Origin of the sequence: Mycobacterium angelicum (assembly GCF_002086155.1) — a bacterium.
GTDB classification, from domain to species: Bacteria; Actinomycetota; Actinomycetes; order Mycobacteriales; family Mycobacteriaceae; genus Mycobacterium; species Mycobacterium angelicum.
Map to the genome: position 1 here is coordinate 1 of NZ_MVHE01000075.1, position 22206 is coordinate 22206.

A 22206-nucleotide genomic window follows, 5' to 3' on the forward strand; every position below is an offset into this window, starting at 1 on the left:
CACGCCGGTACCGCTGATCAGGTCCGACTCGTACACCACTCTGCTGGACGCAACCCTGCGGTAGCGCAGGGATGTCGTCGCGCTGCGCAAAGCGAAGCAAGTCGTCGATGGCTGCCACGACGCGACTGTGGTGCGGCGGCACGAACATCGCACCGCGCGGACCATGTGCGCCCCCACCGATCCAAACTTGCTCTGCGCGCCATTGGCCGGCGGATTTGGGGTCAATGTCGTGCATCAGCGCCCCATGCATCGCCAGGACAGCGTCGTCGTCGATATTGTCCGCGAGGTTGACCGCCGCAAGCATCGCTGCACTGTTAGCGACGATGATCTTGGCGTTAGCGCTCGTTCGGCCTCCCGGCAGCTCGGCCTCAGCGATGGCGCGCACTGATGCCGTTATGTTTTCGATGTTGGAACTGGCTGCTGACTCAGTACGCAACAAGACGGACGAAAATGGCGCGATCTCACCGCCTAGTTCGGCGTCGAATCGCGCCACTTCCCGGCTTGCGTCCTCGGCGTCAGCAAGCGTCTGGGACGGCAGGGCGATAGTTAGGTCTGCAATGTTGGCACTAATCGCCGCTTGGTAATCGCCGCGTTGTCGTTGCGCAGCGCGCACATACGCTGCGGCAGATGGAATATCCCAGGCCAGAGTCTCGTACTTGACCGCTGTGCCGTTATGTGGGTCCATGCCACCAGGTTAGACCCACTTAGATAGCGAAGTGGGTGCAACGGCCTTTGATAGCCCACTTGCGTCACGTCGTCGGGTTTACGGTGCTCGCCGCTGCGGAGGAATTGGTCTGAGTTCGCCGAGATTGCCGCCATGGTCGTGGCTGGTCCACCGATCGCGACCCTCACGGCAATCTCGGCGAACGGCTCACACCTAGAACCACACTCTGCGCCCGGCCACCGGCCGGCCGACGGCTCCCAGGATCCACAGGATCACACCGACGATGATCAGGATGCCGCCGATTGTGTACAGGATGCTCAGGCTGGTGAAATACCCGATCACTAACAGGATGATGCCCAAGATAATCATGGCGCCCCCTCTGTTGAAGGCTGTCTAATAGCTGGTCGACATCGGGTACCCGGTCCAGCCGCGCCCAACCGCTTTTACCCCAGGTGCCAGCGAGTCAGCGCGAAGAACAGGGCGATCCAAACACCGGACACCGCCAGGCCGGCGATCGCCAGTCCACGGCCCTTTTCCTGGGAGTCCATCTGGACCAGCGCGGTGATGCCGAGGATCACGCTCAACCACACGGCCCCGACGATGCCGAAGGCCAGCGCTGCCCTGGCGTAGACGTGGGCCGAGTCTGCCGCAACGGCGCGCCCAACGGGCCCGGTCTGATAAGTGGTGGTCATCGGCCTACTCCCCTTCGTCGTGGACGGTCGTCAAAGAGGTTCCCGGCCGCGGCTTGGAAGGTTCTAAAAGGATTCTTGGAGCCGCTGCCGAAGACGGAAGCGCACCCTGGTGCCGCGCCGCGGCGCCAGCATGATGGAGCGTCGAACGATCCGCTCGGGCGCTTCGTCGACAGCGCTGAATTCGCCCTCGCGCAACAACACGTGCAGCACCGTAATCAGTTCTCGCATCGAGAACGCGGCACCCAGGCAGCGTTTCACCCCACCACCGAACGGCACCCACGCGTAGGTCTGCGGCCGGGCACCGAGGAATCGCTCGGGGCGGAATTCGTTGGGGTGCTGGTAGATATCGGCGTTGCGGTTGATGGCGATGATATGGACGACGATGCGCGTGCCGGCCTCGATGCGATAACCCCCGATGACACAGGGTTTGGCGGCCACCCGTGCCGTGAACGGCGCGGGTGGCCGAACCCGCAGCGTCTCGTCTATCACCGCCGTGGTGAAGGCTTCTGCGCCATTCACGGCCTCCTCACGCACCCGCTGCAGGGCGTCGGGATGGTGCAGCAGCAGGTCGAACACCCACGCCAGCGTGGTCGCGGTGGTTTCGTGACCCGCCAGCATCAAGGTGATCAGATCATCGCGAATCTCGCTGTCGGACAGACCTTTTCCGTCGTCACCGCGCGCACACATCAGCAGCGCCAGGATGTCGCGTTGCCCGGACAACCCCGGATCGCTGCGCCGCTGCGCGATCAACGGCATCACGACGTCGTCGATCTCGGCGTTGGCCCGGGCGCGCTGCGGCCACACCCGCAACGTGCCCAACCTGCGCAGGGCGTACCGAACCGTCAATTGCTCTGAGACACCGAGGTTTAACAGCCGTTCGAAGGGCCGGCCCAAGCGCCGCACCTCATCCGGGTCGTCGACGCCGAAGATGACCTTGACGATGACGTCGAGCATCAGCGAGCGCGCGGCCGCCAGCATCTCGAAGGGCCGGTCAACCGGCCAGGTGCGCATCGCCGCACGCGTGGACTCCTCGATGATCGGCACATAACCGCTCAACGCCGCGCCGTGCAGTGGGGGCGTCAGCAGCTTGCGCCGCCGCAGATGTTCCGGCTCCTCCTGCACGAACATCGACCCGGATCCATAGATCGCCGCCGCCGGTCCCACTCCTTCCCCACCGAGCAGAACATCGGCCGGAGCGGTGAAAACCTCCTTGACCAAAACCGGGTCGGAGACGATCGCAACATCCCCCAGGCTCAGAATGGGCATTGTCATGATCGGCCCGTAGCGACGGATCAACCGCAGCATCCGGCGCTCGCCACCCACCAGGTAGGCCACCGCGTACGCTGCCGCGAAGGCCGCGCGAAACCCGTGCGGAGCCGGTAAACCGGGCGGACGCCGCGAATCGGGAAGCGTCACAACAAGTGACGGTACTGCAGCTTCCGCGCAGATCCGCCCTAGACGCAGTCGGCGCAGATCATGCGCCCACCGCTGGAGCTGCGCAACCGGCTGCGATGCTGCACCAAGTAGCAGCACGAGCAGGTGAACTCGTCCGAGCGCTGGGGTATGACGGCAACCGTCAGTTCTTCACCGGACAGGTCGGCACCCGGCAGGTCGAAGAATGGGGCGTCATTGGGATCATCGTCGATGACTGCGGTGGTCAGCTTGGGCAAGTTGGGCGAAAGCTCACGCATGACCGACTTGTCCCCTTGGTCGGCGTCGGACACGCGGCGTGCGTCGTAATCGCTAACGGTCGACATGGTGGATCCTTCCTGCTGACTCACCGGGTCAGTGGTCAACCCGTGGGTCAGTCAGTACCCCGTTAAGACGCAGGCCACACCTATCAACACGGAGAAATTCCACACACGCTGAGCACGCTTGCGCCAGGTGCCGATGCGGCTAATTCGACGCGTTCAGCGCGCGGTGAATCGCAGCCCGTGCCAGCTGCTCGAAAATGAACCGACGGGAACCGTCTCGTGGGCGACCCGGCGGCGGCTGTGCGATACCCACCCCAGCCCGAACCACGGCGACATGACGGCCAGCGCCAACGAAACAGCGGCCACGGCGGCATGGCCGGTACCCAGCGCTATCAGTCCCACGACCAGACCGATCGCCCAGACGCCCGCGGCAATCAAACCGGGGATGCTGACGCCACTTTGGTCGGACTCGCCGGCGGCTACGCCATGTGCGGTGTAATGCATGGTCACTCCCAGCGAGACGATCAGGATGCGGGCCGACGGCGTCGGCGCATGCAGCCACTGTATCCCACAGACATTATTTCTGCTATCAGTTATTTTGGCGTGACTCCCCAGTCACATTGCCTGGCACCTACCCGATAGCCGGCCGCCTTAAACCCGGGCGTCACCGCAATGAATAACCCGCAACCGGTGGGGGTACTAGAGGGCGGTGAGTGACACCGCGCTGCTGGTCATCGACATGTTCAACGACTATGACCATCCCGACGCCGAACAGCTGGCCAACAGCGTGTCCGCCATCATCGATCCGCTGGTCGCCCTGATCAAAGATGCCGACGCCCGCGACGACGTCGACCTCATCTACGTCAACGACAACCGCGGTGACTTCACCGCCGACCATCACGCCATCATTTCGGCGGCGCTGGACGGTGAACATCCCGAGTTGGTCGAGCCCCTGGTACCCCAACCGGGCTGCCGGATCATCACCAAGGTTCGCCACAGCGTCTTCTACTCGACGGCGCTGGACTACCTGCTGGATCGCCTCAAGACCAAACGCATCGTGCTGACCGGACAGGTCACCGAGCAATGCATCCTCTACAGCGCACTGGACGGCTACCTGCGCCACTACGACGTCGTGGTCCCGCCCGACGCGGTCGCGTACATCGACGAGGAGCTGGGAGCGGCCGCGCTGAAGATGATGGAACGCAACATGAAAGCCGAGCTGCTGCCGGCCGCGCAGTGCCTGCGCTGAGACCCGCCCACACGAAAGGTGCCCGATGACCGAAAGCAAGTCCGAGAAGGCGGAGTCCGACGTGCAATCCGAGCGGCACGAGTCCAAGTCGCGCGAGGGCCGTGAAGAGTACGTCGGACGCACCTCGGCCGACGACGACTTCGACGCCGGAGAAACCGGGGCCGAGGCGCGCAGCCAGGACGGCTGATTTCAGCGGTGCAGGTCGACGACGAGCGGCCGGTGATCCGAGATCGGCATCAGCTCGGCCGTCGTGGCACCCGCGCGCAGGTCCCGGTCGTCGGTCAGGATGTGGTCGAGCTGACGGTCGGGGGCGGGCGCGGGAAACGTCGTCGCGGTGGCCAGCGCACGCATCCCCGACCAGCGGCGCACGGCAAGGGGCGTGAGGTTCAGGTCACCGGTGAGCAGCCGCGGGGCGGGAAGCCCGCGCAGGGCGTGCACCAGACGGCGCAGCTGCCGCCGGTTCCAGCCCGGCACAAACGACAGATGGGTATTGGCGACCGTCATCGGGCCCAGCGGCGTCTGCAACCGCGCGATGACCGCCGCCCGCGGCTCCTCGTCGACGACCATCACCTTGTTGGGCCCGGGCAGATACATCGGGAACCGCATGGGGATCCGGGGTAGCCGCACCACCTGCCAACTGGACGCCGGGAAGCGCGACAGCAACGCGATCCCGTAGCCCGCGGTACCGGGCTGCTCACTGCCGGTGGCGGCCATCCAGGTCGCCCCGGGAGTGCCGGATATCGCAGCGACGAACCGGTGCTCGACGGCGCCCATGGCCTCGGCGGCCGCCGCGGTGAGATCCGCCCCACCCGACCGCGGCTGGTCGCAGTCCACCTCCTGCAGAGCCAGCACGTCGGGATCGAGCAGTCGCACGGCGTCGCGTAGCCGCTGCAGGTCCACTCCGTTGCCGACGGTGCGGCCGTGCAGGATGTTGAAGGTCGCCACCCGCATGGCTATCCAGCCTCAATTGCGCCGTCCGGCCAGCCGGCCCAGCTCGGCCAAATCCCGCTCGGCGTGGCTTTGCCGGATGTAAATGCTCAGGTCGGCCACCCGTTGGGCGTGCCGGCCGTCTTCGGTCAACGGGCCCGGCCCCAGTGCCCGGCCGGTGCGGGTAATGGCCTCGTCGACCGCGTTCTCCACCACGGCGCGCACCCGACGGGCCAGCAACTGAGCGGTACCGGTCCGATCGAACGGATCGGAATCGATGTGGTCCGCCGCGCGCACCAGCATCGCCTCGCCGGCCGCCAGTGCCGCGTCAACGGCCCCCAGATGCGCGAGCGCGTACGCATCAGCCGATTCGCTACCCGCGCACCGATACAGCGGATCGGCGACGCGGCGTGCGCCTCCGAGCCAGCACGCGGCGACGCCGATCCCGCCGTGCCAGAAGCCGGGCCGGCTCGTGTAGTCGCCGGGGTCGCCGACCAGGACCGCGAGCGCGTTGGTGAATTGCACCGGCCGGGTGTCGCTGCCCGCCATGCCGGGGTTCCACCAGGTGCTCGGCAGCGGTTTGATGCCAGGGTCGGTGACGGTCAGCGCGAACAGGCCCCGCTCGTCGCGATGGTCGCCGATAAACGCACTGACCAGCGCATGGCTGCAGAATCCGGCTCCCGAACACCACACCTTCGTGCCGGTGAGGGTGAACGCGTCGCCGGTCAAGTGGGTAGCCGTGAGCACGACGTCCGGGGATTCGGCGGACCAGACGCCCCAAAGTTGCTCGGATCCTGGTGGTTTGCCGCCCAATTCGTTGAGGATTGCGACGGCATCGACATGTGCTTCGGCAATGCGGGCCGCCGAAATGTCCTCATGGGCCAGCTCGGCCAGTTGTTGCAAACGCTTTCCGGTGCATCCCGAAGCGGGCAGTGGTAAGTCCAGCCGGCCTGTTTCCAGCCAGTGCTGGACCAATCCGGCCGTCATGCTGACTCCATTACGGCAACCTGGTCGTGGGAAAGCGACACTGCGGTTGACATGGGTTGTTAATTGCCAATTTCGGCGTGCACTAAACGGTTGCCTGTTGCTCTTTGGCCCGTCAGGTTGCCGTCAGTTGAGGCTGGGTATGCCCTAGCAACCATGACTTCCATGCCAGGCGACGCACGCTGTACACAGCTGCGCGAAGCGCTGCGCACCGCTGCGTCGGCATTCAAAGAGCACGGACCGCGGTTCGCGTTGGCGGGTAGCTACGCGCTGTGGGCTTATGGCGCACCCGAACCCAACCACGATGTGGATTTCGTGGTCGCTGAGTCCGACGTGCCGGCCGCGGTGGCCACACTGGAAAAGACGGGATTCCGGATCGAACGTCCGCCAGAAGATTGGCTGTTCAAGGCGCACAACGGCGACACGGTGGTCGACGTGCTGCACCGGGTCAATGGAGTGATCGTCGAGCCCGCCGACCTCGACTGCGCCGAAGATCGTGTGGTGCAAGCGATTTCGATGCCGGTACTGCCGCCGACCACAGTGTTCATTCAGAAGCTTCGAGCGCTCACCGAGCACTATTGCGACTTCGCCAAATTGCTTCCCGCGGCCCGCGCGGTCCGGGAACAACTGGACTGGGACCGAATTTCGGCCGATACCGCGGACAACGATTTCGCGGTCGCATTCCTGGTGTTGGCCGACCGGCTCGGGCTGCGCCATTAAAAGCTGCCAAAGCTGCTAAAGCCGCTAAAGCCCGTGCATAGAACGTCGCGCGGCCGGGTACTGCACTGCACTATGGAATCCCATCCCAGCCGGGACGAAGAACTCAAGAACGTCGTCGACGAACTTCAGGACGGCGTCGTCGAAGAACGCCGGGAGCAAAACGTGCCCGGAAACGTGGCCGAGCGCCAACAGCAAGCCCGCACCGAGGGGTCCGAGCAGGAACCTCCGGACTGAGTGACAATCGAAATGTAAAGCCCCGCAGCGCAAAAGCGCTGCGGGGCTCCCGTGTGGGCTGCGTTAGATAGAGCCACCCCGGGTGTTGGTTGCGTTGGGAATTGTCGCGGCGCCCGGGCGTACGTCGCCGCGGCGCTTCAAGCCCGCGAGGCCTAGCAGGCCGAGCAGACCGGCAAGTCCCCACAGTCCGGTGTTGTCGTCGTTGTTGTTATTGTTCGTGCCGTTGTCGGCCAGCGTAGTCGTCGTGGCAGCCGGAGTCGGCGCCTCGGTCGTAGCATTGGCAATGCCGGCTCCGCCGAATAGCAGCGCGCCGGTGGCCGAAATGACTGCGATGGTCCTACGCATTGTTCCTCCAATGTTTTTGCGGTCACTAAAAGAGCAATGACCGATCGGGAAAGGACCAGTGTGCTCTAGTCCCTCGCAAGCGAGACGCGAGTTCAGGGCATCGGCCCGTACCGCCGCGCACTAGGCTTACCCCGGCTGCGGCCGCGGAAACATATTCGGACACTTGCGTTTCCAGTCCGCCGCTGTACCTCAGTGATTGCGCAGCTTGGCGACCAGTTTGCCTTTCGTCAGGCTCGAATAGCCGGACATGCCGAGTTCTTTGGCGCGCTTCTTCAGTTGCGGCACGGTCCAGTCCTCATAGGAACCGGACTTGCCGCCCTTGCGTCCGACGTTGGACTTCCCCTGACCGGCGGCGGCGTTGGAGATTCGCGCGGCCTTCTCCTTGGAGTCGCCCTTCTTCCGTAAGTCTTTGTATAGCTTTTCGTTCTTGATCGATGAATTCGGCACGGTGGCCACCTCCTATCCGTGATGCAATGCCGCAGCCAGAATGCCCGGTTTGACCAGCACCAAACCAGCAAACCCGGCGCCGAGACATCACACGGCTTCGCCGGTCGGCGAAATGATCTGCCGGACCGGTCCTTTCACGCGATCAGAGATCAATCGCCCGGCCAGAGCGGTCACCGCGTCCGTCGCCCAGGCCGCCAGCCCCTGCCTGTCGCTGCACGTGAGCGCCTCGAATGCTTGGCGGGCGATGTTGGCCGGCTCACTGTCGGCTGCGCGCCGGACCAACGCGATCAGCAAGTCGGTGAAGCTGGCCGCATCGTCTGCTCGGGGCATCAGCGCGGTGATCCTCACCCCCGAGTCCCGCACTTCGTCCTGCAGTGTCGCGGCGAATGCCTGCAGGAAAGCTGCGCTGGCCGAGTACACCGCCGCATCCAGCCCCGGCATCGGCGCACCCGGCGACGCCGTCAAGATCACCCCGCCGCCGCCACACAGCGCCATCTGACCGGCCTGCAGCCGGGCCAGCAGCATGGTTCCGCGCACGCTGGCATCCACCACGTCCAGCGCACAATCGAGGCTGCCGTCCAGGCATAACGAGTCGCTCACCGATGCGGTCAGGGCCGCTGCACTGACGGGCCGATGCGCAGCCATTACACGCCGGTGCAATAGATACGCGTTGTCGGCACAACACAAGTCGACCTGCACGGCTTGAACGTCGGTGCCGAAGACACTGAGGGCGGCTGCGGCGGTATGTATTTCGTCGTAACCGTCGGCGACGACAAGGTCATAGCCGCGTCTGGCGAACTGTTCGGCCAAGGCGAAACCCACGCCACAGCTGGCACCGGTGATCAACGCAAAGCTGCCTGTCATTTAGCTGTCCTTACTGTTAACCCGCGGCGCGGGTCCTACCCCGTCGGGCGCACGTCAAACGTTCTCCGCTCGGGACAACGAGATGTCTTCGCATATTGGCCGATTGAGACGCACTTCGGATTCGCGGTCGTTTTATGCCGCGCCAACCGGGAACACACATCCGCGAAGGACAAACCGACAACGAACGGAAAAAGTGATGAGCGACGACAAGAGTGGTCCCGCAGAAGGCGCAAAAGGCGTCGTTGAGGGCGTCAAAGGTAAGGCCAAGGAAGCTCTGGGGACCGTCACCGGCAGCGACGACCTGGTCAATGAGGGCGATGCGCAGCAGGACAAGGCGGATGCTCAGCGTGATGCCGCCAAGAAAGAGGCGCAAGCCGAATCAGCGCGCGGCGGCGCCGAAGCCGCCGAAGAGCGGCAGAAGTCCAACCAATAGTCCAACCAATAATCGTTGACCTCCCCTACTGCGGCCCCGGCCCCTGCGCCGGGGCCGCAGGCTTGTCAAAACCCGCTCACCACACCGTTTCCCAGATAGGTGTGCCCGCCGGCGCCCACCACCGCCGCATCGAGGAGGTTGCGGGCATCCAGCACGACGGCCGCCGGCGCCTCGTGGCGATGCCGCGCTGCAGCGCGCCCCGCAGCGCGGTGACGGCGGCTTCGATTGCGCTCGCATCAGCCAGATCGGAAGGGACGTAAGGGACATCGACGGCAGGCGGCTTCTTGTCGATGACTAACGGTAGACCGCCGCGGCGGGTACGGGGGCCACCCGCGTAGCGCTTGGCTTCGTCGTACACGCTGCGCGTCCGCACGGGATTCACGTTGCCCCAATAGCTTTCGGGCTGCGGATGCTGCTCGGGATCGCCGTAGACCTCGCTGGTGGACGCCAGTATCACGCGGCCGCCGCCACGGCGGGCGATCTCCAGCGCCGTGGTCATGGTGGCGCTCCGCAAAACTTCGCCAGTGTATCTGTGTCCGGGATCGGCCACGCCATGTTCGATCACCCGCGTCGGCGCAATCCCGTTGTCCCACATGAGCCGGTTGAATTCGGTGACATGCACGAGCGCAATGTCACCGCGGTCGGCCAGCGGATGGCGGCTGCGCTCGGCATGCGGGCGCGGCGCGTTGTGCTCGACGTACACCGCGGGAAGATCCGCTCCCGCCCGGCGACCCGCAAACCGGTCCCAACAGCGCGGCCTCGCGGGGACGCTGCAGCACCACCACGTCGATGTCGCAGTGCCGCAGGTCCTCGAGCGCCACCTCCCGCGCATTGGGCCACGACCGCCCGGCCAGGCCCAGACCGTCGGCGCCATGGTCAGCGGCCACCGGAATCAGATAGCGGTGCCGGCCGGCAACCAACGCTTGTGTCCAGGACCCGTGCACGTGCCAAACCAACACATTTTTCACTGCGTTTTTCACCGCGCTGGCAGCGGGATCCGGGGTCGGCATGGCGAGCCAAATACCCTATAGGTGATTCGCTAAACGATCATTTTGCGCTTATTTGTACATCTGTGGACGAATGGCCCTATCCAGCGGCGTGGCGGTTACCTAGCCTGGAAGAGGGTATGGCGAAATGATGGTGCATTCGGCCAACGGGCACGACCTTCACGGAGTGGTAGCCATCGGCGCTTCGGCCGGTGGCGTCGAAGCGGTGTCGAATCTGGCTGCGGGACTATCGCCGGGTCTGCCTTACGCGTACCTGGTGGCCTTGCACCTGCCGCCGAGTGCACCCAGTGTCCTGGCGCGCATCATCGACCGCAACGGACCGCTGCCCGCGGTCACCGCCGAAAGCGGCGCACCGCTGGAACCGGGACACATCTACGTCGCCACTCCAGATCGCCATCTGCTGGTCGCCGACCATCGTGTTGTGCTGTCGCAGGGACCGACCGAGAACGGGCACCGACCGGCCATCAACGCCTTGTTTCGTTCGGTGGCGCTGTCGTTCGGCCCGCGCGCGATTGGGGTGTTGCTCTCCGGTGTGCTCGACGACGGGGTATTGGGGCTGGCGGCGATCCGGGCCCGCGGCGGGTATGCGATCGGTCAGACACCCGAGGACGCCCTGTTCGCCGCCATGCCGATTAACGCCCAGAATGCAGGTGTACTGCACCGCATGGCCGCGGCGGCCGACGTAGGGGCCGTCCTCAAGGAACTATCACATCGAGAAGTAGGGGAGCTGGAGGTGGAGCCAGACGACGCGATGGAATTGGAGAATCGAATCGCCATGACAACTCGCTTCTCCACCGACTTCGATGCTCAGCAATTGGGTCCGGCGTCGGGGTATACCTGCCCGGATTGCAACGGGTCGCTGGTGGTGGTCGGTGAACGCAACTTCCGCTGCCGCGTCGGGCATGCCTGGACCGCCGATGCCCTGCTCGCAGCACGCGACAGCGAAGTAGAAGGCGCGCTCTGGGTGGCCCTGCGCAGCCTGCAGGAGAAGGCCAGGCTATCGCGCCAACTGGCCGAAAAAACCGGCCCCGGCATGCTTTTTCAGCGCTACACCGCGTTGGCCGAGGAAACCGAACGCGCGTTGAGCGTACTCAGCGAACGACTGGCGGCCAGTGGACCCCGTCGGGGTGGTGCAGTTGGTTGACCCCGCCCCTACCATCCGAGTCGACGTCGAACGTCACCACCAGGTGTCGACCCTGACTGCCGATGGTGTGCTGGACAGCTCGACGTACCGCAGCTTGCGCGACACGGTGATCAAGGCCGCCCTTGACGAACCGCGCGCGGTCATCGTGGACGTGAACCGCCTATCGGTGCCGTCGGACTCGGCCTGGTCGGTCTTCACCAGCGCCCGCTGGCACGTCAGCATCTGGCCAGACGTGCCGATCCTGCTGGTTTCGGGCGATGTCAAGCGCCGCCGCACCATCGCCTCCTGTGGCATAACCCGCTATGTGCCGGTGCATCCCACTCGAGAGTCGGCACTGCAGGCCGTCGCCAATACGCCGTTAGCGCTTCGGCGCCGGGCGCGTATCGACCTTCCGGCCACCAGATTCGGCGTCAGATTGGCCCGCGCTGTGATCGCCGATTGGCTCACCAGATGGGATCAGCAGCACCTGATTCCCGCCGCCGGCACGGTGGCAACGGTATTCATTGAAAATGTCCTCGCACACACATGTAGCGCGCCGGTGCTGGTGGTGGAGAACTATCAGGACGAGATCACCATCGCGGTGGAAGACTGCAACCCGCGACCGGCGACCCTACGCGAGGACGCGGATCGGGGCGCCGACATACTGTCCGGCCTGGCAATCGTTTCCGCCCTCTGCCGCTCATGGGGCAGCGCGCCGACCCTGTCGGGCAAGACGGTGTGGGCACTGGTCGGTCCCGAAAATCGGCTCTAACGTTCGCTAGTAGTGTTCGAATCTCGGCAATACGAGCGAATGGCAGCTGGATGAGCAACCCGACCGACGAGTCCTTCGAGGCGCTGTTGCGCTACATGCGGGATTCCCGCGGCTTCGACTTCACCGGCTACAAGCGGACCTCGCTGATGCGCCGGGTACGCCACCGAATGGACCACGCCGGGTACCCGTCGTTCGAGGAGTATCTCGATGTCTTACAGGCCAGCTCGGACGAATTCGCGGCCCTGTTCAACACCATCCTGATCAATGTCACCGCGTTCTTTCGCGACCCCGAGGCATGGGAGTTCGTCAGCAGCGACGTAATTCCGCGGATGCTGGCCGAGCGGGGCCCCAACGACCCGATCCGGGTGTGGAGCGCGGGATGCGCTTCGGGCCAGGAGGCCTACACGTTGGCCATGCTCCTGGCCGAGGCACTCGGTCCCGACTCGTTTCGGCAACGGGTCAAGATCTACGCCACCGACATCGACGAGGAGGCACTCACCGAGGCGCGCACCGCCTCATACGATGCCAGGGCCGTCGAATCCGTGCCCGCCGAGATGTTGGTCCGCTACTTCGAACAAGTCAACGGCCGCTACATATTTCACAAGGATCTGCGGCGCGCGGTCATCTTCGGGCGCAACGACCTGGTCAAGGACGCGCCGATCTCCCGGGTCGACCTACTGGTGTGCCGCAACACGCTGATGTATCTCAACGCCGAGACGCAGCGAAATGTACTGGGCCGCTTGCATTTTGCGTTAGCCCCGCAGGGAACGCTGTTCCTCGGGCACGCCGAGATGTTATTGAGCCATAGCGACCGGTTCACTCCGCTGAACCTGAAGAACCGCATTTTCCGCAAGGCCGCCGGCTCCCATGCAGGCACCGAACGCTACGACCCGGCCGCGGCGTTCTACGACCGCCACGGCGAGCTGCCGGGTCTAACCACAGTGCGGGAGTTGGCTTTTCGCGCCAGCCCGGTGGCGCAGATCGTGGTCACCGGGGAGGATACCGTCGCAATGATCAACCAACAGGCCGAGAGCCTGTTCGGTCTTTCGGCACGCGACATCGGACGGCTGCTGCGCGATCTCGAGGTGTCCTATCGCCCCGTGGAATTGCGCGCCTACCTGGAGCAGGCCAAGGTGGAGCGGCGGTCGGCGCGGATTCAGGATGTCAAATGGCAACGGCCGGGCACCGAAACGGTGTGGTTCGAGATACACGTCAATCCGCTCGTCGACGCCGAGAACGGCCTGCTCGGCGTATCGATAGTGTTCTTCGACGTCACCGCGACGCGCGCGCTACTGGACAAGGTCGTGCAAACCAACCGCCAGCTCGAGGCGGCCTACGAAGAACTGCAGTCCACCAACGAGGAACTCGAGACCACCAACGAAGAGCTGCAGTCCACGGTCGAGGAACTCGAGACCACCAACGAGGAACTGCAGTCCACCAACGAAGAACTCGAAACGATGAACGAGGAGCTGCAGTCCACCAACGACGAACTGCACACCATCAACGACACGTTGCGCGAACGCAGCCTCGAGCTGGATGACGCGAAGAACTTCCTGGACTCGCTGATCAATTCGGTGCAGCTGGGCATGGTCGTGGTGGACCGCGAGATGCGGGTGGTGGTGTGGAACCGTGGCTGCGAGGAACTATGGGGGCTGCGCGCCGATGAGACAACGGGATCGCCGCTGACGGCGCTGGATATCGGTCTGCCGCTGGAGACCGTGCGCCCGTTGATCGGTAACGCCTTCGTGGATCCGGACAGTTCCGGTGAGGCGACGGTGGATGCGGTCAACCGGCGTGGCCGCCCGGCTCAAGTCCGGATCACCTGCTCGTCGTTCCGCTCAGCCACCGACGGCGTCGGTGGAGCGCTGCTGCTCATGGAGGTCGTGGGCGACGGACAAACCCCGGCCACGATTCCAGCAACCGGCAGCGAGCCCGGATAGCCGCGCGGCGTGCTCGGCCGCTGCCTGGTAGGCGAGCTGGGCTCGCCGCAACGATTCTTCGGCCCGGCGCTGGGCGGTCGCAACCGTCTGCGCGGTGGCGCCGAATCCCGCGGCGAGTTCCTCTCGCCTGACTCGCAGCTCGGCCGCCCGCAACCGAGCGGCCTGTGCACGGGCGGCGGCTCCGGCGAGGATGTCGTTCGGCGGGTTGGGTTTGTCGCTGCCCATAGCGGTCATGGTGGCCATCGGGTCGCCCAACACGATTTGAACTAGGATCCGGCCGATCTGCTTAACCGGTAACACCAGGGCGGCGCCGGCCTCGGCGGCCGTCGCCGGCATCGAGGGATACGCCGCAGATTCCGGGCTCTGCGCGATGACGAGCGCGCCGGCCCGCTTCATCGCGGCGGTACCAAGGGCGCCGTCCCGGCCAGTGCCAGAAAGCACCACGGCCACCGCACGTGGTCCATACGACCTGGCCAGCGACTCCAGCAAGTCATCGAAACTCTGGTGAAAAGGCGTTTCGAGCTCGTGCAGGCGATAGCAGCCCACCGGCGTCAGCTCCAGCTGCATGCCCGGCGGGCATACGACGACCTGTCCCGGCCGGACCCGCTGCCCGTCGATCGCCCAGCCGACCAGGTGCCCAGTGCGCCTGGCCAGAATCTCGGGCAAGACGCTGTGCTGGCCTCCGAGGTGTTGCTGCACGACAATGGCCGCTGGTAAATCCGGCGGCAGATCACGCAGCACAATCGACAGGGCTTCCAATCCGCCCGCCGACGCGAGTAGTGCCACCACCTCGACGGCCGTCCGCTGCACGCCGCTGGCCATCCACCAAGTGTCCACCCATCGACGGCCGGACCCTAGCCCCTCGTTAGCTATAGATAGCTTAGCTAGAGCTCGTTGGACGCATCTCGAATCGCGATATCACCTGCGATATCTCATTTTGAAGGGCACTATTGCCCGGGAGCGCCGCTCTCAACCATGAGTGCCTTTTGAATTGCGATATCGCAGACGATATCGCGCTAACTATTTCGCCCCGAACAAACCCGCGCCCGTGCTGACCACTGAGGCCATCATGTCCGCGAAAACTATCCGATAAACGAAGTACTGTCCGTGCGGCGTTTCACCGTCGCGGCGGCCCGGGTAACCGAATCAGCACGGGGTCCGGCTGTGCGCGGAAGGATTCGGGGGTCTCAGCAGAGGAGCCGAAGTGAAAATCGCGATAGTCAGCGGCGACGACGTCAGCGCCAGGGACCGTGCCGATATCGACAATGACGGCTGTGGCCAGCTCTGTGGCGCGCTGGCTGGGCACGGACACGACGTGACCGCCTACCTGCGCCGGTCTAATCGGCGCACCGCCGACGTGGCCACCGAAACGGGCTACCGCATGGTGGCGGTGTGCGCCGGGCCGGCTGAGGCACTGTCGCCGCCGCAGGTACTGCCTTACGTGGGCGACTGGGCCGCCGAGCTGGCGAGCCTGTGGTCGTCGGATCCGCCCGACATCGTGCATGCATTCGGGTGGCTGGGCGGTATGGCCGCTCAACTGGCCGCTCGGCAGCAGGATCTGCCGACTGTACAGACCTTTCACGGCCTTGCGGCGACCACGCCCACCATGCACGACTCCCCAGGCGTCCGCCCCTGCCCCGAGCAGCTGCGATTAGAGCCACTACTGGCCCGCAATGCCACCTGGGCGACCGGCGGCAGCAGCGACGAACTCGATGCACTGGCCAGACTGCGTCGCGGCCGGGGCAGACTGTCCATCTTGTCGACCGGTGTCGACGTCGAGCGCTATACGCCTGTGGGCCCGGCACTGGCGCGCACCGACATGCATCGAATCGTCTGCGCCGCGCCGAACCCGCTGCCCTGCAACGGGTTCGACCAGATCATCCGAGTGCTGCCCAGGCTCAGCGGGGCCGAGCTGGTCGTCGCCGAAACCACCGTGCCCGAAACCGCCCAGGACACCGACTGGAGTGAGCAAAGAGGCGAACTCAAGGAGCTGGCCGCGCAGCTGGGGGTGAGCGACCGGGTCTGGTTCATGGGCACCGTTACGGCTGATGAGCTGTCGTCGGTGCTGCGGTCCGCCGATGTGGTGGCGTGCACTCCATGGCAGTCGCCACGTGCGACGACGGCACTGCAAGCCATGGCAAGTGGCGTGGCCGTAGTGGCGGTGTCCGTCGGAGCTTTGGCCGACACCGTGGTGCACCCGGTCACCGGGCTGCTGGTGCCCGCCGCTCATCCCGCCGACCTGGCCGGTGCACTGAAAACCCTTCAGGAACAACGTTTTAGGTGCGAGGGGATGGGCGCCACCGGCCGGTTGCGGGCAGAGTCGCGATTTGGCTGGGGCCGCATTGCGCTGGACACGCTGCACATCTACGACCGGGTGAATTCGCTACGCCAATCGCGAGTGGTGGCCAACGCGGGGTAACCTTCGGCCAGGCCCACTACGATCGCGATTGACCATGGCAACTGTTATCGGCGACACCGCTGCCGCGTTGGGCCCCGGGGTGCGGGGCCCGGTCCGGACCGCCCGCCACGGCTCTAACCAGCAGTCCACGGCACTCGCCCAGGACGCATTGCGCCACGAGCAGTTCCACACCGCTGACCCCGATGCCGCCCAGCGATTCTTCGCCGCGGCGTACCGCCCGGGTTGGCGCACCGGCAGGCTGATGCGGGGTTCGGCCGTTACGCACCGGCGCTGCGCAGCCGATGTGATCACCATCGACGAGGTGGTGATCCAGGGCCGATTCGATTGCGATATTCGAACTACCGATTCGGTGTTGGTCATTCAACCGCGGGTGGGGTCGCTGACGATCACCGGTGATCCCGTGGTTGCCGCGGACGCTCCGGTGTTGGCCGCGGGCGGCATCGAACGCCTGCTGCAGGTCAATAGCGCGAGCTTCCATGTCGTGTGCATCGAGCCGGGCCTGCTGCGCAAGGTCGCCGCCGCTGGACATACGCCGGTGCCGCAACAGATTCAGTTCCTCAGTTCCCGGCCGCGCTCCGATGCGGCGGTACGCGCGTGGCGCGCTGCGCTTGACTATGTGACCAATAGTTTCTCGTCGCCCGAGACCGCCAAACACCCGCGCATCGTCGCCGCGGCGGGACAACTGCTGGCCGCCGCGGTGCTGGAGTGCTTCCCGTCCAACCTGACCTCCGGGCAGGACCGGCTGAGCGATCCGTTGGTGCCCAAGGCGGTCCGCACCGCATTGTCGTTCATCCATCGCAACGCCGGCGGCGACATCGGTGTCAAGGAGGTCGCCGCCGAGGTTCACCTGACGCCCCGGGCGGTGCAGTACCTTTTTCGGCAGCAGCTCGACACCACACCGACCGAATACCTGCGCCGGGTCCGGCTACACCGGGCCCACCAGGATCTACTGTCCGGTCACCGAACCTCAACCAGCGTCGGCGAGATCGCCCAGCGCTGGGGCTTCGCCCACACCGGCCGGTTCGCCGTGCTCTATCGCCAGACCTACGGCGAAAGCCCGCACACCACGCTCAAGCATCACGAGTTAGCTACTGGCCTGCACACCGACACCCTGCGCAGTGTGTAGCAGCCGGTTGACCGCATCGGTGGCGTCGACGCACAGCGCTTCGCGTCCGGCGGCGTGGTCCACAATGCGTTCGGCCAGCACCCGGACCTTGATGTTCGATTTCTGAGACAACTTGGCCAGCAGTTCGAAGGCGGAGTCGGCGTTGAGGCCGTACCGCAGCATCAAGACCCCCATGGCCTGGTTGATCACCGCTCGACGCGCATTGACCGCTTCGATCGCGTCGGTCATCCGCATCTGCAGATCGACCTCGGCTTGTTCGGTGATGTCGACATAGAACCCGGCCGTACCGCCGAACTTGCCGGCCTCGTCGTACCAGGGGTTGCCCACCACGATCACCAGGTGCACGCTGCCGCCGGTATCGACGATGCGGCACCGGTTGCCGCACGCCGCCCCATGCCGGCGCACCCATTCGACGAGTTGGGTCACCACGGGCTTTTCATCGGGGTGCTGGTGCGCACGGAGCAGGTCGGTGGTCGGCACCACACGGCCGGGCTCGTAGCCGTGCATCTGCGCGACCTCGTCCGACCACTCCCAGTGGTCGTCACTTGCGACGTAGCGGAAGCTGCCTACCTGCGGCCACCGATTCCCCCGTCGCGCCGATCCATCGCGCACGATTCAAATGTATTCCGGCTAGGGGCTGGGCGCGCCGTTTGTTCGCATTGCGGATAGTCAGCCGGAAAACGAAATCACGCCGATTTGGCCAGTCCTGCTACGCCAGAAGCCCTGTCGCCCTTGGCTATTCGCCGAATCAACAACCGGGTGGCCTTCTCCAGCGTCTCCTGCGCGTCATTCGGGTGGCGCGCACGCGCGGCCCGCCGCACCGCGGCGGCGATCGTCACGCCCCGCTCATAACCGGTTACCACGCGCGGATCCACGTAGGAGCCCCGCGCCACCGCCGGAGTGTTCCCCAGCTCCTCGGCGACCTCGCGCATCACCGCGGCCGCAACGCGTTTGGCCACCCGTTGCGACACGGCCGGATCCGCCTCGGCGAACGCGGCGGCGGCCAGCACCGTGCCGTGCCAGGTCCGCAGATCTTTCACGCTGTACTCGTCGCCGACGAGTTCCTTGAACCGGGCATTGAGGTCGTCGGCGCGGATATCGGTCCACCCAGAATCCGTGCGGCACACCAGAAGTCGCTCGGTGCGCTCGGTGCGGCGCAATAACGCGCGGACCACCGTCGCTACTGCGGGGTCCTCGATCTCCCACGTGCGCCGGACCCCGCTCTTGGCGGGAAAGTCGAAAGCGACCGCACTCCGGCGCACGGTCACGTGCTCACAGAGCAACGTGGAGAGGCCATATGACTCGTTCTCGTCGGCGTATTGCTCGCCGCCGGCCCGGAAGTAGCCCTGATCCAGCAGATGCAGCGCCAGCGCCAGCACCCGGTCGCGGGTAAGCCCGCGACCGGCAAGGTCTTTCGCGATCCGCTCCCGCCACCCCGGCAGCTCCTTGGACAACTCCAGCACCCGGTCGAATTTCTCCTCGGCCCGCTCCTGCTGCCAAGCCTGGTGATAGAGATACTGGCGGCGTCCGGCGGCATCGGTGCCGACCGCCTGAATGTGGCCGTTGCGGTACGGCGAGATCCACACTTTTTTCCAGGCCGGCGGAATAACGAGATCCTTGATCTGCCCGACGGTCTGGTCATCGGTGAGCAGGTCACCATCGGGCCCGTAATAGGCAAATCCCTTGCCGCGGCGCTTTCGTGAAAGGCCGGGCTTGCTCAGATCGCTGCGCCGCAATCGCATGCCCACGGAATTACCCACGCGGCCAATGGCTCACACCCGCGAGTTACGGCTCGGGCAGCTCGAGATTACGGGTGCGCAGCCACAGCGGGACCACCATCCAGAACAAGGTGAACAACGCCAGAGCGCAGACACCTGCGATGATGCCCGCGATATGGCCGGACACCGCATCGAAAATGATGGTCGTCACGCCGGTCATCGCCAGACCCAGCAGCACCAGCCCGGCGTATGCGCAGCGGTGTGCCGCCGAAACCAGCACGACGAGCCGGTGCCGGCGAAACAGCAACCGGTGCATGCCAACCGGCGCGATCAGCGCCACCGTCGCACCCACCGAGCAGCCCACCGTCACCAGATACACCATGCGCATGGCGTCGTTGAGAACGTTGAAACGCTGCTGAAAGGGCAGCGTCAACAGGAAACCGGTCAGCAGCTGAACACCGGTTTGAGTGACCCTCAGCTCCTGCAGCAGGCTGGTCCAGTTGCGGTCGAGGCGCTCGACTTCGGTTTCGCCGCCGCGCTCGCGGTGATCCCACGACTGGTCGTTTTCCGGATGGTCGACATCCATGGACGTGATCATCGCATTGATGACCTCGCCGTTATGCCAAACGGCCCGCCACGTCGTTGTGCCGGGCCGTTTGGGGATTGCGAGGCTGGATCAGCCGGCCATGAACTCGTGGTAAGCCGATTCCAGGTTCGGCGGCAGGGCCGCCACATTGCATTGCCGCTCGGTGTCACCGATGGGCGCCAGAATCCCGCGCAGCTCGTAGTACTCGTTCGGGTGCGAGGTGAAGTAGCCGCGAATGTTGGCGGCCGCGTCCCCCCGCGGCTGGCCGTATGCGGCGGTGACCACCTGGCTGGCACCCGGGTGGGTGGCCAGGTACTGCTGGGCCGCGCTGGTCACCGACGAAACGGTGGCGTTGACGCCTTCCGGGCTGCAGTCGGGCGCTGCCGCAGCTGACGGTGCGCCGATGATCCCGATAGCGAGTCCCCCGAGCAGACAACCGGCGCCCACGCCGACACTGCTGAATTTCATAGTGATTGATCCTTCGGATAAGCGAATTGATCGCGAATTAATCCCAGGGGGCTCCCGATCCCCCGAAATCCAAAGTAGCGGAGGCGAAAGAGCCCTCCGGGGCGCAGCGGCCGCTGTTCGCCGACAACGAACACGCGCGGCTGTTAAATGCGTGACGGGAGAAACTCGAGTGGCACAATTAGCTAAGCGAACTACTAGGCCTGGGCACGGATGCTGAGGATTCTCAGAGATCCTTGGCCGTTCTTAAGGAATCGTGATCGTGATTCGTGACGAAACCGTTACCTCTAGGCGCAGGGGGCCGGTGGTCGCCTTCAGCACGGTGCGTGGACAGCTCGTGGACACGTGCCGGATTCTGCGGTGTATATCTGCTCGAAAACACACAAGCGCGATATGCGCCGCAGATAGGCTCGTACTGCCGACTGCTCGATGATGACGTGAGGTGAGCGGATGTCGTATGTGGTGGCGGGTCCGGAGACGATGGCCGCGACGGCAAACAATCTTGCAGGCATCGGTATGGCGATGACCGCCGCCAACGCCACGGCCGTGGCACCTACCGTGGGGTTGCTGACGGCCGCCGGAGATGAGGTGTCGGCAGCGGTGGCATCGCTGTTCGCCCGGCATGCCGAGGAATATCAAGCCGTCAGTGCTCGAGCGGCCGCGTTCTATCAGCAATTCGTGCAAACTTTGACGACAAGTGCCGCCGGGTATGCCGTTGCCGAGGCGGCTAGCGTTTCGCCGTTGCGCTTTGTTGAGCAGCAATTGCAAAGTGCGGTTAACGCGCCAATGCAAGCAATGCTTGGGCGCCCCCTGATCGGCGACGGCGCAAATGCGACGAAGCCGGGCGGCAAGGGCGGCGATGCCGGACTGTTGATTGGCAATGGAGGTAACGGCGCGGCCGGCGGGGACGGCCAAGCCGGCGGTGCCGGCGGTAACGCGGGGCTGATCGGCAGTGGTGGGCTCGGCGGCGCCGGCGGGACCGGCATCAATAACGGCGCCGGCGCTGCGGGCGGGGCCGGCGGCCGCGGCGGGTGGCTGGTCGGTAACGGTGGGGCCGGCGGTCATGGCGGAGACGGCGCGTCGGTACTTCCGGCAGGAGTTGGCACCGGAGTCGGTGGCGCCGGCGGTGTCGGCGGAGCCGGTGGCGCGGCCGGGCTGATCGGCATCGGCGGGACCGGCGGCGCCGGTGGTAGCGGCGGATTCAGCGTGGCCGCGGCTTCCGGGGTCGGTGGCGCCGGCGGCAGCGGCGGCCATGGCGGCTGGTTGCTGGGCAACGCCGGAGCCGGCGGCGCCGGCGGAGACGGCGGCGGTTCGGTCTTTGCCGAGAACGGCAACGTCATCCTGGGCGCCCTACCCTCCAGCACCGGCGGGGCGGGTGGGGCCGGCGGTGCCGCCGGGCTATTCGGCTTGGGAGGCGCCGGAGGGGTCGGTGGAGACGGCGGGATGCTCGAAGGCTCTGGGGGCAGCGGCGGCTCGGGCGGCGCCGGCGGCTGGCTCTACGGCGCCGGAGGAGCGGGTGGGCACGGAGGTGCGGGCGTCACCGGTTCCCTGAAATCCGGCAACACCGCCGTTGCGGCACTGTTCGGCGGCACCGGCGGTGCAGGTGGCGTTGGTGGTGACGCGGGTTTGTTCGGGCTGGGCGGTGTGGGCGGCGCCGGCGGCACCGGCGGCGTCAGCGGATCGCAAACCGGCGGCACCGGCGGGGCGGGCGGCAACGGTGGTGCCGGCGGACACCTGGCCGGCTGGGGAGGTGCCGGCGGCCGGGGCGGGTCGGGCGGAGCGGGTGGCCCTGACCCG

27 protein-coding genes and 1 pseudogene are annotated in these 22206 nt (G+C 65.6%); 11 read left to right on the forward strand and 17 right to left on the reverse strand.

The annotated features are described in order from the left end of the window. From BST12_RS25205 to BST12_RS25225, 6 genes are all read right to left on the reverse strand, one after another. The coding region (locus BST12_RS25205) for a Fic family protein (RefSeq protein WP_425437419.1) at nucleotides 1–685 on the reverse strand (685 nt) is incomplete at its 3' end. A gap of 192 nt (nucleotides 686–877) precedes the next feature. Beyond that, nucleotides 878–1033, reverse strand: a complete 156-nt coding sequence (locus BST12_RS31190; protein ID WP_139801919.1) for a hypothetical protein — start codon at nucleotides 1031–1033, stop codon at nucleotides 878–880. A 74-nt stretch (nucleotides 1034–1107) separates the two neighbouring features. Beyond that, nucleotides 1108–1356 (reverse strand): DUF4190 domain-containing protein, encoded by a 249-nt coding sequence (locus BST12_RS25210; protein WP_083115964.1) that lies wholly within the window; start codon nucleotides 1354–1356, stop codon nucleotides 1108–1110. A 63-nt stretch (nucleotides 1357–1419) separates the two neighbouring features. Then, nucleotides 1420–2772 carry a cytochrome P450 gene (locus BST12_RS25215; RefSeq protein ID WP_245850576.1) on the reverse strand — a complete coding sequence of 451 codons (1353 nt, stop codon included), beginning with the start codon at nucleotides 2770–2772 and terminating at the stop codon, nucleotides 1420–1422. 38 nt (nucleotides 2773–2810) lie between these two features. Then, nucleotides 2811–3113 carry a DUF4193 domain-containing protein gene (locus tag BST12_RS25220; protein ID WP_083115965.1) on the reverse strand — a complete coding sequence of 101 codons (303 nt, stop codon included), beginning with the start codon at nucleotides 3111–3113 and terminating at the stop codon, nucleotides 2811–2813. Between the two features lie 153 nt (nucleotides 3114–3266). Then, a complete protein-coding gene (locus BST12_RS25225) occupies nucleotides 3267–3554 on the reverse strand; it encodes a hypothetical protein (RefSeq protein WP_083115966.1) in 288 nt (95 codons plus the stop codon). Between the two features lie 205 nt (nucleotides 3555–3759). Here BST12_RS25225 and BST12_RS25230 point away from each other — a divergent pair, with 205 nt between their 5' ends. Both BST12_RS25230 and BST12_RS32250 read left to right on the forward strand, forming a co-directional pair. Further along, nucleotides 3760–4299: a cysteine hydrolase family protein gene (locus tag BST12_RS25230; protein ID WP_083115967.1), complete on the forward strand. Its 540-nt coding sequence runs from the start codon at nucleotides 3760–3762 to the stop codon at nucleotides 4297–4299. Between the two features lie 25 nt (nucleotides 4300–4324). Further along, nucleotides 4325–4486, forward strand: coding sequence for a hypothetical protein (locus BST12_RS32250; RefSeq protein WP_170062197.1), 162 nt, complete (start codon nucleotides 4325–4327; stop codon nucleotides 4484–4486). A 2-nt stretch (nucleotides 4487–4488) separates the two neighbouring features. Here the strand turns inward: BST12_RS32250 and BST12_RS25235 are convergent, their stop codons facing one another. Together BST12_RS25235 and BST12_RS25240 are read right to left on the reverse strand one after the other, a co-directional pair. Beyond that, nucleotides 4489–5250, reverse strand: a complete 762-nt coding sequence (locus BST12_RS25235) for an endonuclease/exonuclease/phosphatase family protein (RefSeq protein ID WP_083115968.1) — start codon at nucleotides 5248–5250, stop codon at nucleotides 4489–4491. A gap of 12 nt (nucleotides 5251–5262) precedes the next feature. After that, entirely contained in the window at nucleotides 5263–6213 is a 951-nt protein-coding gene (locus BST12_RS25240) for an acyl-CoA dehydrogenase family protein (RefSeq protein WP_083115969.1), read from the reverse strand. 153 nt (nucleotides 6214–6366) lie between these two features. Between BST12_RS25240 and BST12_RS25245 the strand changes: the two genes are divergently transcribed. Then, entirely contained in the window at nucleotides 6367–6930 is a 564-nt protein-coding gene (locus BST12_RS25245) for a nucleotidyltransferase family protein (protein ID WP_083115970.1), read from the forward strand. A 72-nt stretch (nucleotides 6931–7002) separates the two neighbouring features. Then, complete coding sequence (locus BST12_RS32255) at nucleotides 7003–7164, forward strand: hypothetical protein (protein WP_170062198.1); 162 nt, start codon at nucleotides 7003–7005, stop codon at nucleotides 7162–7164. Between the two features lie 63 nt (nucleotides 7165–7227). On the opposite strand, the gene BST12_RS25250 is transcribed toward BST12_RS32255, so the two are convergent. From BST12_RS25250 to BST12_RS25260, 3 genes are all read right to left on the reverse strand, one after another. Further along, nucleotides 7228–7509: a WGxxGxxG family protein gene (locus tag BST12_RS25250; RefSeq protein ID WP_083115971.1), complete on the reverse strand. Its 282-nt coding sequence runs from the start codon at nucleotides 7507–7509 to the stop codon at nucleotides 7228–7230. Between the two features lie 189 nt (nucleotides 7510–7698). After that, nucleotides 7699–7956, reverse strand: a complete 258-nt coding sequence (locus BST12_RS25255; protein ID WP_083115982.1) for a DUF7218 family protein — start codon at nucleotides 7954–7956, stop codon at nucleotides 7699–7701. Nucleotides 7957–8043: 87 nt separating this feature from the next. Further along, nucleotides 8044–8820: an SDR family NAD(P)-dependent oxidoreductase gene (locus BST12_RS25260; protein ID WP_083115972.1), complete on the reverse strand. Its 777-nt coding sequence runs from the start codon at nucleotides 8818–8820 to the stop codon at nucleotides 8044–8046. A gap of 196 nt (nucleotides 8821–9016) precedes the next feature. On the opposite strand from BST12_RS25260, the gene mbp1 reads away from it, so the two are divergent. Then, entirely contained in the window at nucleotides 9017–9253 is a 237-nt protein-coding gene (gene mbp1, locus BST12_RS25265) for a microaggregate-binding protein 1 (protein WP_083115973.1), read from the forward strand. Nucleotides 9254–9584: 331 nt separating this feature from the next. Here the strand turns inward: mbp1 and BST12_RS32270 are convergent. Continuing rightward, nucleotides 9585–10197: pseudogene (locus BST12_RS32270) on the reverse strand (GDP-mannose 4,6-dehydratase); the annotation flags it as partial. Between the two features lie 193 nt (nucleotides 10198–10390). Between BST12_RS32270 and BST12_RS25275 the strand changes: the two are divergent. From BST12_RS25275 to BST12_RS25285, 3 genes are read left to right on the forward strand one after another with little or no spacing between them, the layout of a single operon-like run. Next, nucleotides 10391–11404: a chemotaxis protein CheB gene (locus BST12_RS25275; RefSeq protein ID WP_372511052.1), complete on the forward strand. Its 1014-nt coding sequence runs from the start codon at nucleotides 10391–10393 to the stop codon at nucleotides 11402–11404. Further along, complete coding sequence (locus tag BST12_RS25280; RefSeq protein WP_211281359.1) at nucleotides 11397–12155, forward strand: STAS domain-containing protein; 759 nt, start codon at nucleotides 11397–11399, stop codon at nucleotides 12153–12155. Before BST12_RS25275 ends, BST12_RS25280 begins: the two co-directional genes overlap by 8 nt. Nucleotides 12156–12205: 50 nt before the next feature. Then, a complete protein-coding gene (locus tag BST12_RS25285; RefSeq protein ID WP_083115975.1) occupies nucleotides 12206–14095 on the forward strand; it encodes a CheR family methyltransferase in 1890 nt (629 codons plus the stop codon). Here BST12_RS25285 and BST12_RS25290 read toward each other — a convergent pair. Beyond that, entirely contained in the window at nucleotides 13994–14917 is a 924-nt protein-coding gene (locus tag BST12_RS25290) for a chemotaxis protein CheB (RefSeq protein ID WP_083115976.1), read from the reverse strand. The two genes, BST12_RS25285 and BST12_RS25290, sit on opposite strands and share 102 nt — an antisense overlap. Nucleotides 14918–15299: 382 nt before the next feature. On the opposite strand from BST12_RS25290, the gene BST12_RS25295 reads away from it, so the two are divergent. Next, nucleotides 15300–16514 carry a glycosyltransferase gene (locus BST12_RS25295; RefSeq protein WP_083115977.1) on the forward strand — a complete coding sequence of 405 codons (1215 nt, stop codon included), beginning with the start codon at nucleotides 15300–15302 and terminating at the stop codon, nucleotides 16512–16514. A gap of 34 nt (nucleotides 16515–16548) precedes the next feature. After that, entirely contained in the window at nucleotides 16549–17640 is a 1092-nt protein-coding gene (locus BST12_RS25300; protein ID WP_245850580.1) for a helix-turn-helix transcriptional regulator, read from the forward strand. Here BST12_RS25300 and BST12_RS25305 read toward each other — a convergent pair. From BST12_RS25305 to BST12_RS25320, 4 genes are all read right to left on the reverse strand, one after another. After that, a complete protein-coding gene (locus BST12_RS25305; RefSeq protein ID WP_083115978.1) occupies nucleotides 17599–18252 on the reverse strand; it encodes a PAS and ANTAR domain-containing protein in 654 nt (217 codons plus the stop codon). The genes BST12_RS25300 and BST12_RS25305 overlap by 42 nt on opposite strands. Before the next feature lie 74 nt (nucleotides 18253–18326). After that, nucleotides 18327–19382: a DNA topoisomerase IB gene (locus tag BST12_RS25310; protein WP_083115979.1), complete on the reverse strand. Its 1056-nt coding sequence runs from the start codon at nucleotides 19380–19382 to the stop codon at nucleotides 18327–18329. Nucleotides 19383–19425: 43 nt separating this feature from the next. Continuing rightward, nucleotides 19426–19944, reverse strand: coding sequence for a DUF6328 family protein (locus BST12_RS25315; protein WP_083115985.1), 519 nt, complete (start codon nucleotides 19942–19944; stop codon nucleotides 19426–19428). 90 nt (nucleotides 19945–20034) lie between these two features. Then, nucleotides 20035–20412 carry a heme-binding protein gene (locus BST12_RS25320; RefSeq protein WP_083115980.1) on the reverse strand — a complete coding sequence of 126 codons (378 nt, stop codon included), beginning with the start codon at nucleotides 20410–20412 and terminating at the stop codon, nucleotides 20035–20037. Between the two features lie 447 nt (nucleotides 20413–20859). On the opposite strand from BST12_RS25320, the gene BST12_RS25325 reads away from it, so the two are divergent. Further along, nucleotides 20860–22206 (forward strand): PE family protein (locus BST12_RS25325; RefSeq protein WP_139801920.1); only part of this gene is annotated, 1347 nt, incomplete at its 3' end.

Excerpts from the sequence above, each read along its gene's own strand:
- BST12_RS25310 (WP_083115979.1), bottom strand. The coding sequence starts at position 19,382 with ATGCGATTGCGGCGCAGCGATCTGAGCAAGCCCGGCCTTTCACGAAAG.
- BST12_RS25260 (WP_083115972.1), bottom strand. The coding sequence starts at position 8,820 with ATGACAGGCAGCTTTGCGTTGATCACCGGTGCCAGCTGTGGCGTGGGT.
- BST12_RS25220 (WP_083115965.1), bottom strand. The coding sequence starts at position 3,113 with ATGTCGACCGTTAGCGATTACGACGCACGCCGCGTGTCCGACGCCGAC.
- BST12_RS25250 (WP_083115971.1), bottom strand. The coding sequence starts at position 7,509 with ATGCGTAGGACCATCGCAGTCATTTCGGCCACCGGCGCGCTGCTATTC.
- BST12_RS25210 (WP_083115964.1), bottom strand. The coding sequence starts at position 1,356 with ATGACCACCACTTATCAGACCGGGCCCGTTGGGCGCGCCGTTGCGGCA.
- BST12_RS25225 (WP_083115966.1), bottom strand. The coding sequence starts at position 3,554 with ATGCATTACACCGCACATGGCGTAGCCGCCGGCGAGTCCGACCAAAGT.
- BST12_RS25315 (WP_083115985.1), bottom strand. The coding sequence starts at position 19,944 with ATGGATGTCGACCATCCGGAAAACGACCAGTCGTGGGATCACCGCGAG.
- BST12_RS25275 (WP_372511052.1), top strand. The coding sequence starts at position 10,391 with ATGGTGCATTCGGCCAACGGGCACGACCTTCACGGAGTGGTAGCCATC.
- BST12_RS25235 (WP_083115968.1), bottom strand. The coding sequence starts at position 5,250 with ATGCGGGTGGCGACCTTCAACATCCTGCACGGCCGCACCGTCGGCAAC.
- BST12_RS25245 (WP_083115970.1), top strand. The coding sequence starts at position 6,367 with ATGACTTCCATGCCAGGCGACGCACGCTGTACACAGCTGCGCGAAGCG.
- mbp1 (WP_083115973.1), top strand. The coding sequence starts at position 9,017 with ATGAGCGACGACAAGAGTGGTCCCGCAGAAGGCGCAAAAGGCGTCGTT.
- BST12_RS25320 (WP_083115980.1), bottom strand. The coding sequence starts at position 20,412 with ATGAAATTCAGCAGTGTCGGCGTGGGCGCCGGTTGTCTGCTCGGGGGA.
- BST12_RS31190 (WP_139801919.1), bottom strand. The coding sequence starts at position 1,033 with ATGATTATCTTGGGCATCATCCTGTTAGTGATCGGGTATTTCACCAGC.
- BST12_RS25240 (WP_083115969.1), bottom strand. The coding sequence starts at position 6,213 with ATGACGGCCGGATTGGTCCAGCACTGGCTGGAAACAGGCCGGCTGGAC.
- BST12_RS32250 (WP_170062197.1), top strand. The coding sequence starts at position 4,325 with ATGACCGAAAGCAAGTCCGAGAAGGCGGAGTCCGACGTGCAATCCGAG.
- BST12_RS25300 (WP_245850580.1), top strand. The coding sequence starts at position 16,549 with ATGGCAACTGTTATCGGCGACACCGCTGCCGCGTTGGGCCCCGGGGTG.
- BST12_RS25290 (WP_083115976.1), bottom strand. The coding sequence starts at position 14,917 with ATGGCCAGCGGCGTGCAGCGGACGGCCGTCGAGGTGGTGGCACTACTC.
- BST12_RS25285 (WP_083115975.1), top strand. The coding sequence starts at position 12,206 with ATGAGCAACCCGACCGACGAGTCCTTCGAGGCGCTGTTGCGCTACATG.
- BST12_RS32255 (WP_170062198.1), top strand. The coding sequence starts at position 7,003 with ATGGAATCCCATCCCAGCCGGGACGAAGAACTCAAGAACGTCGTCGAC.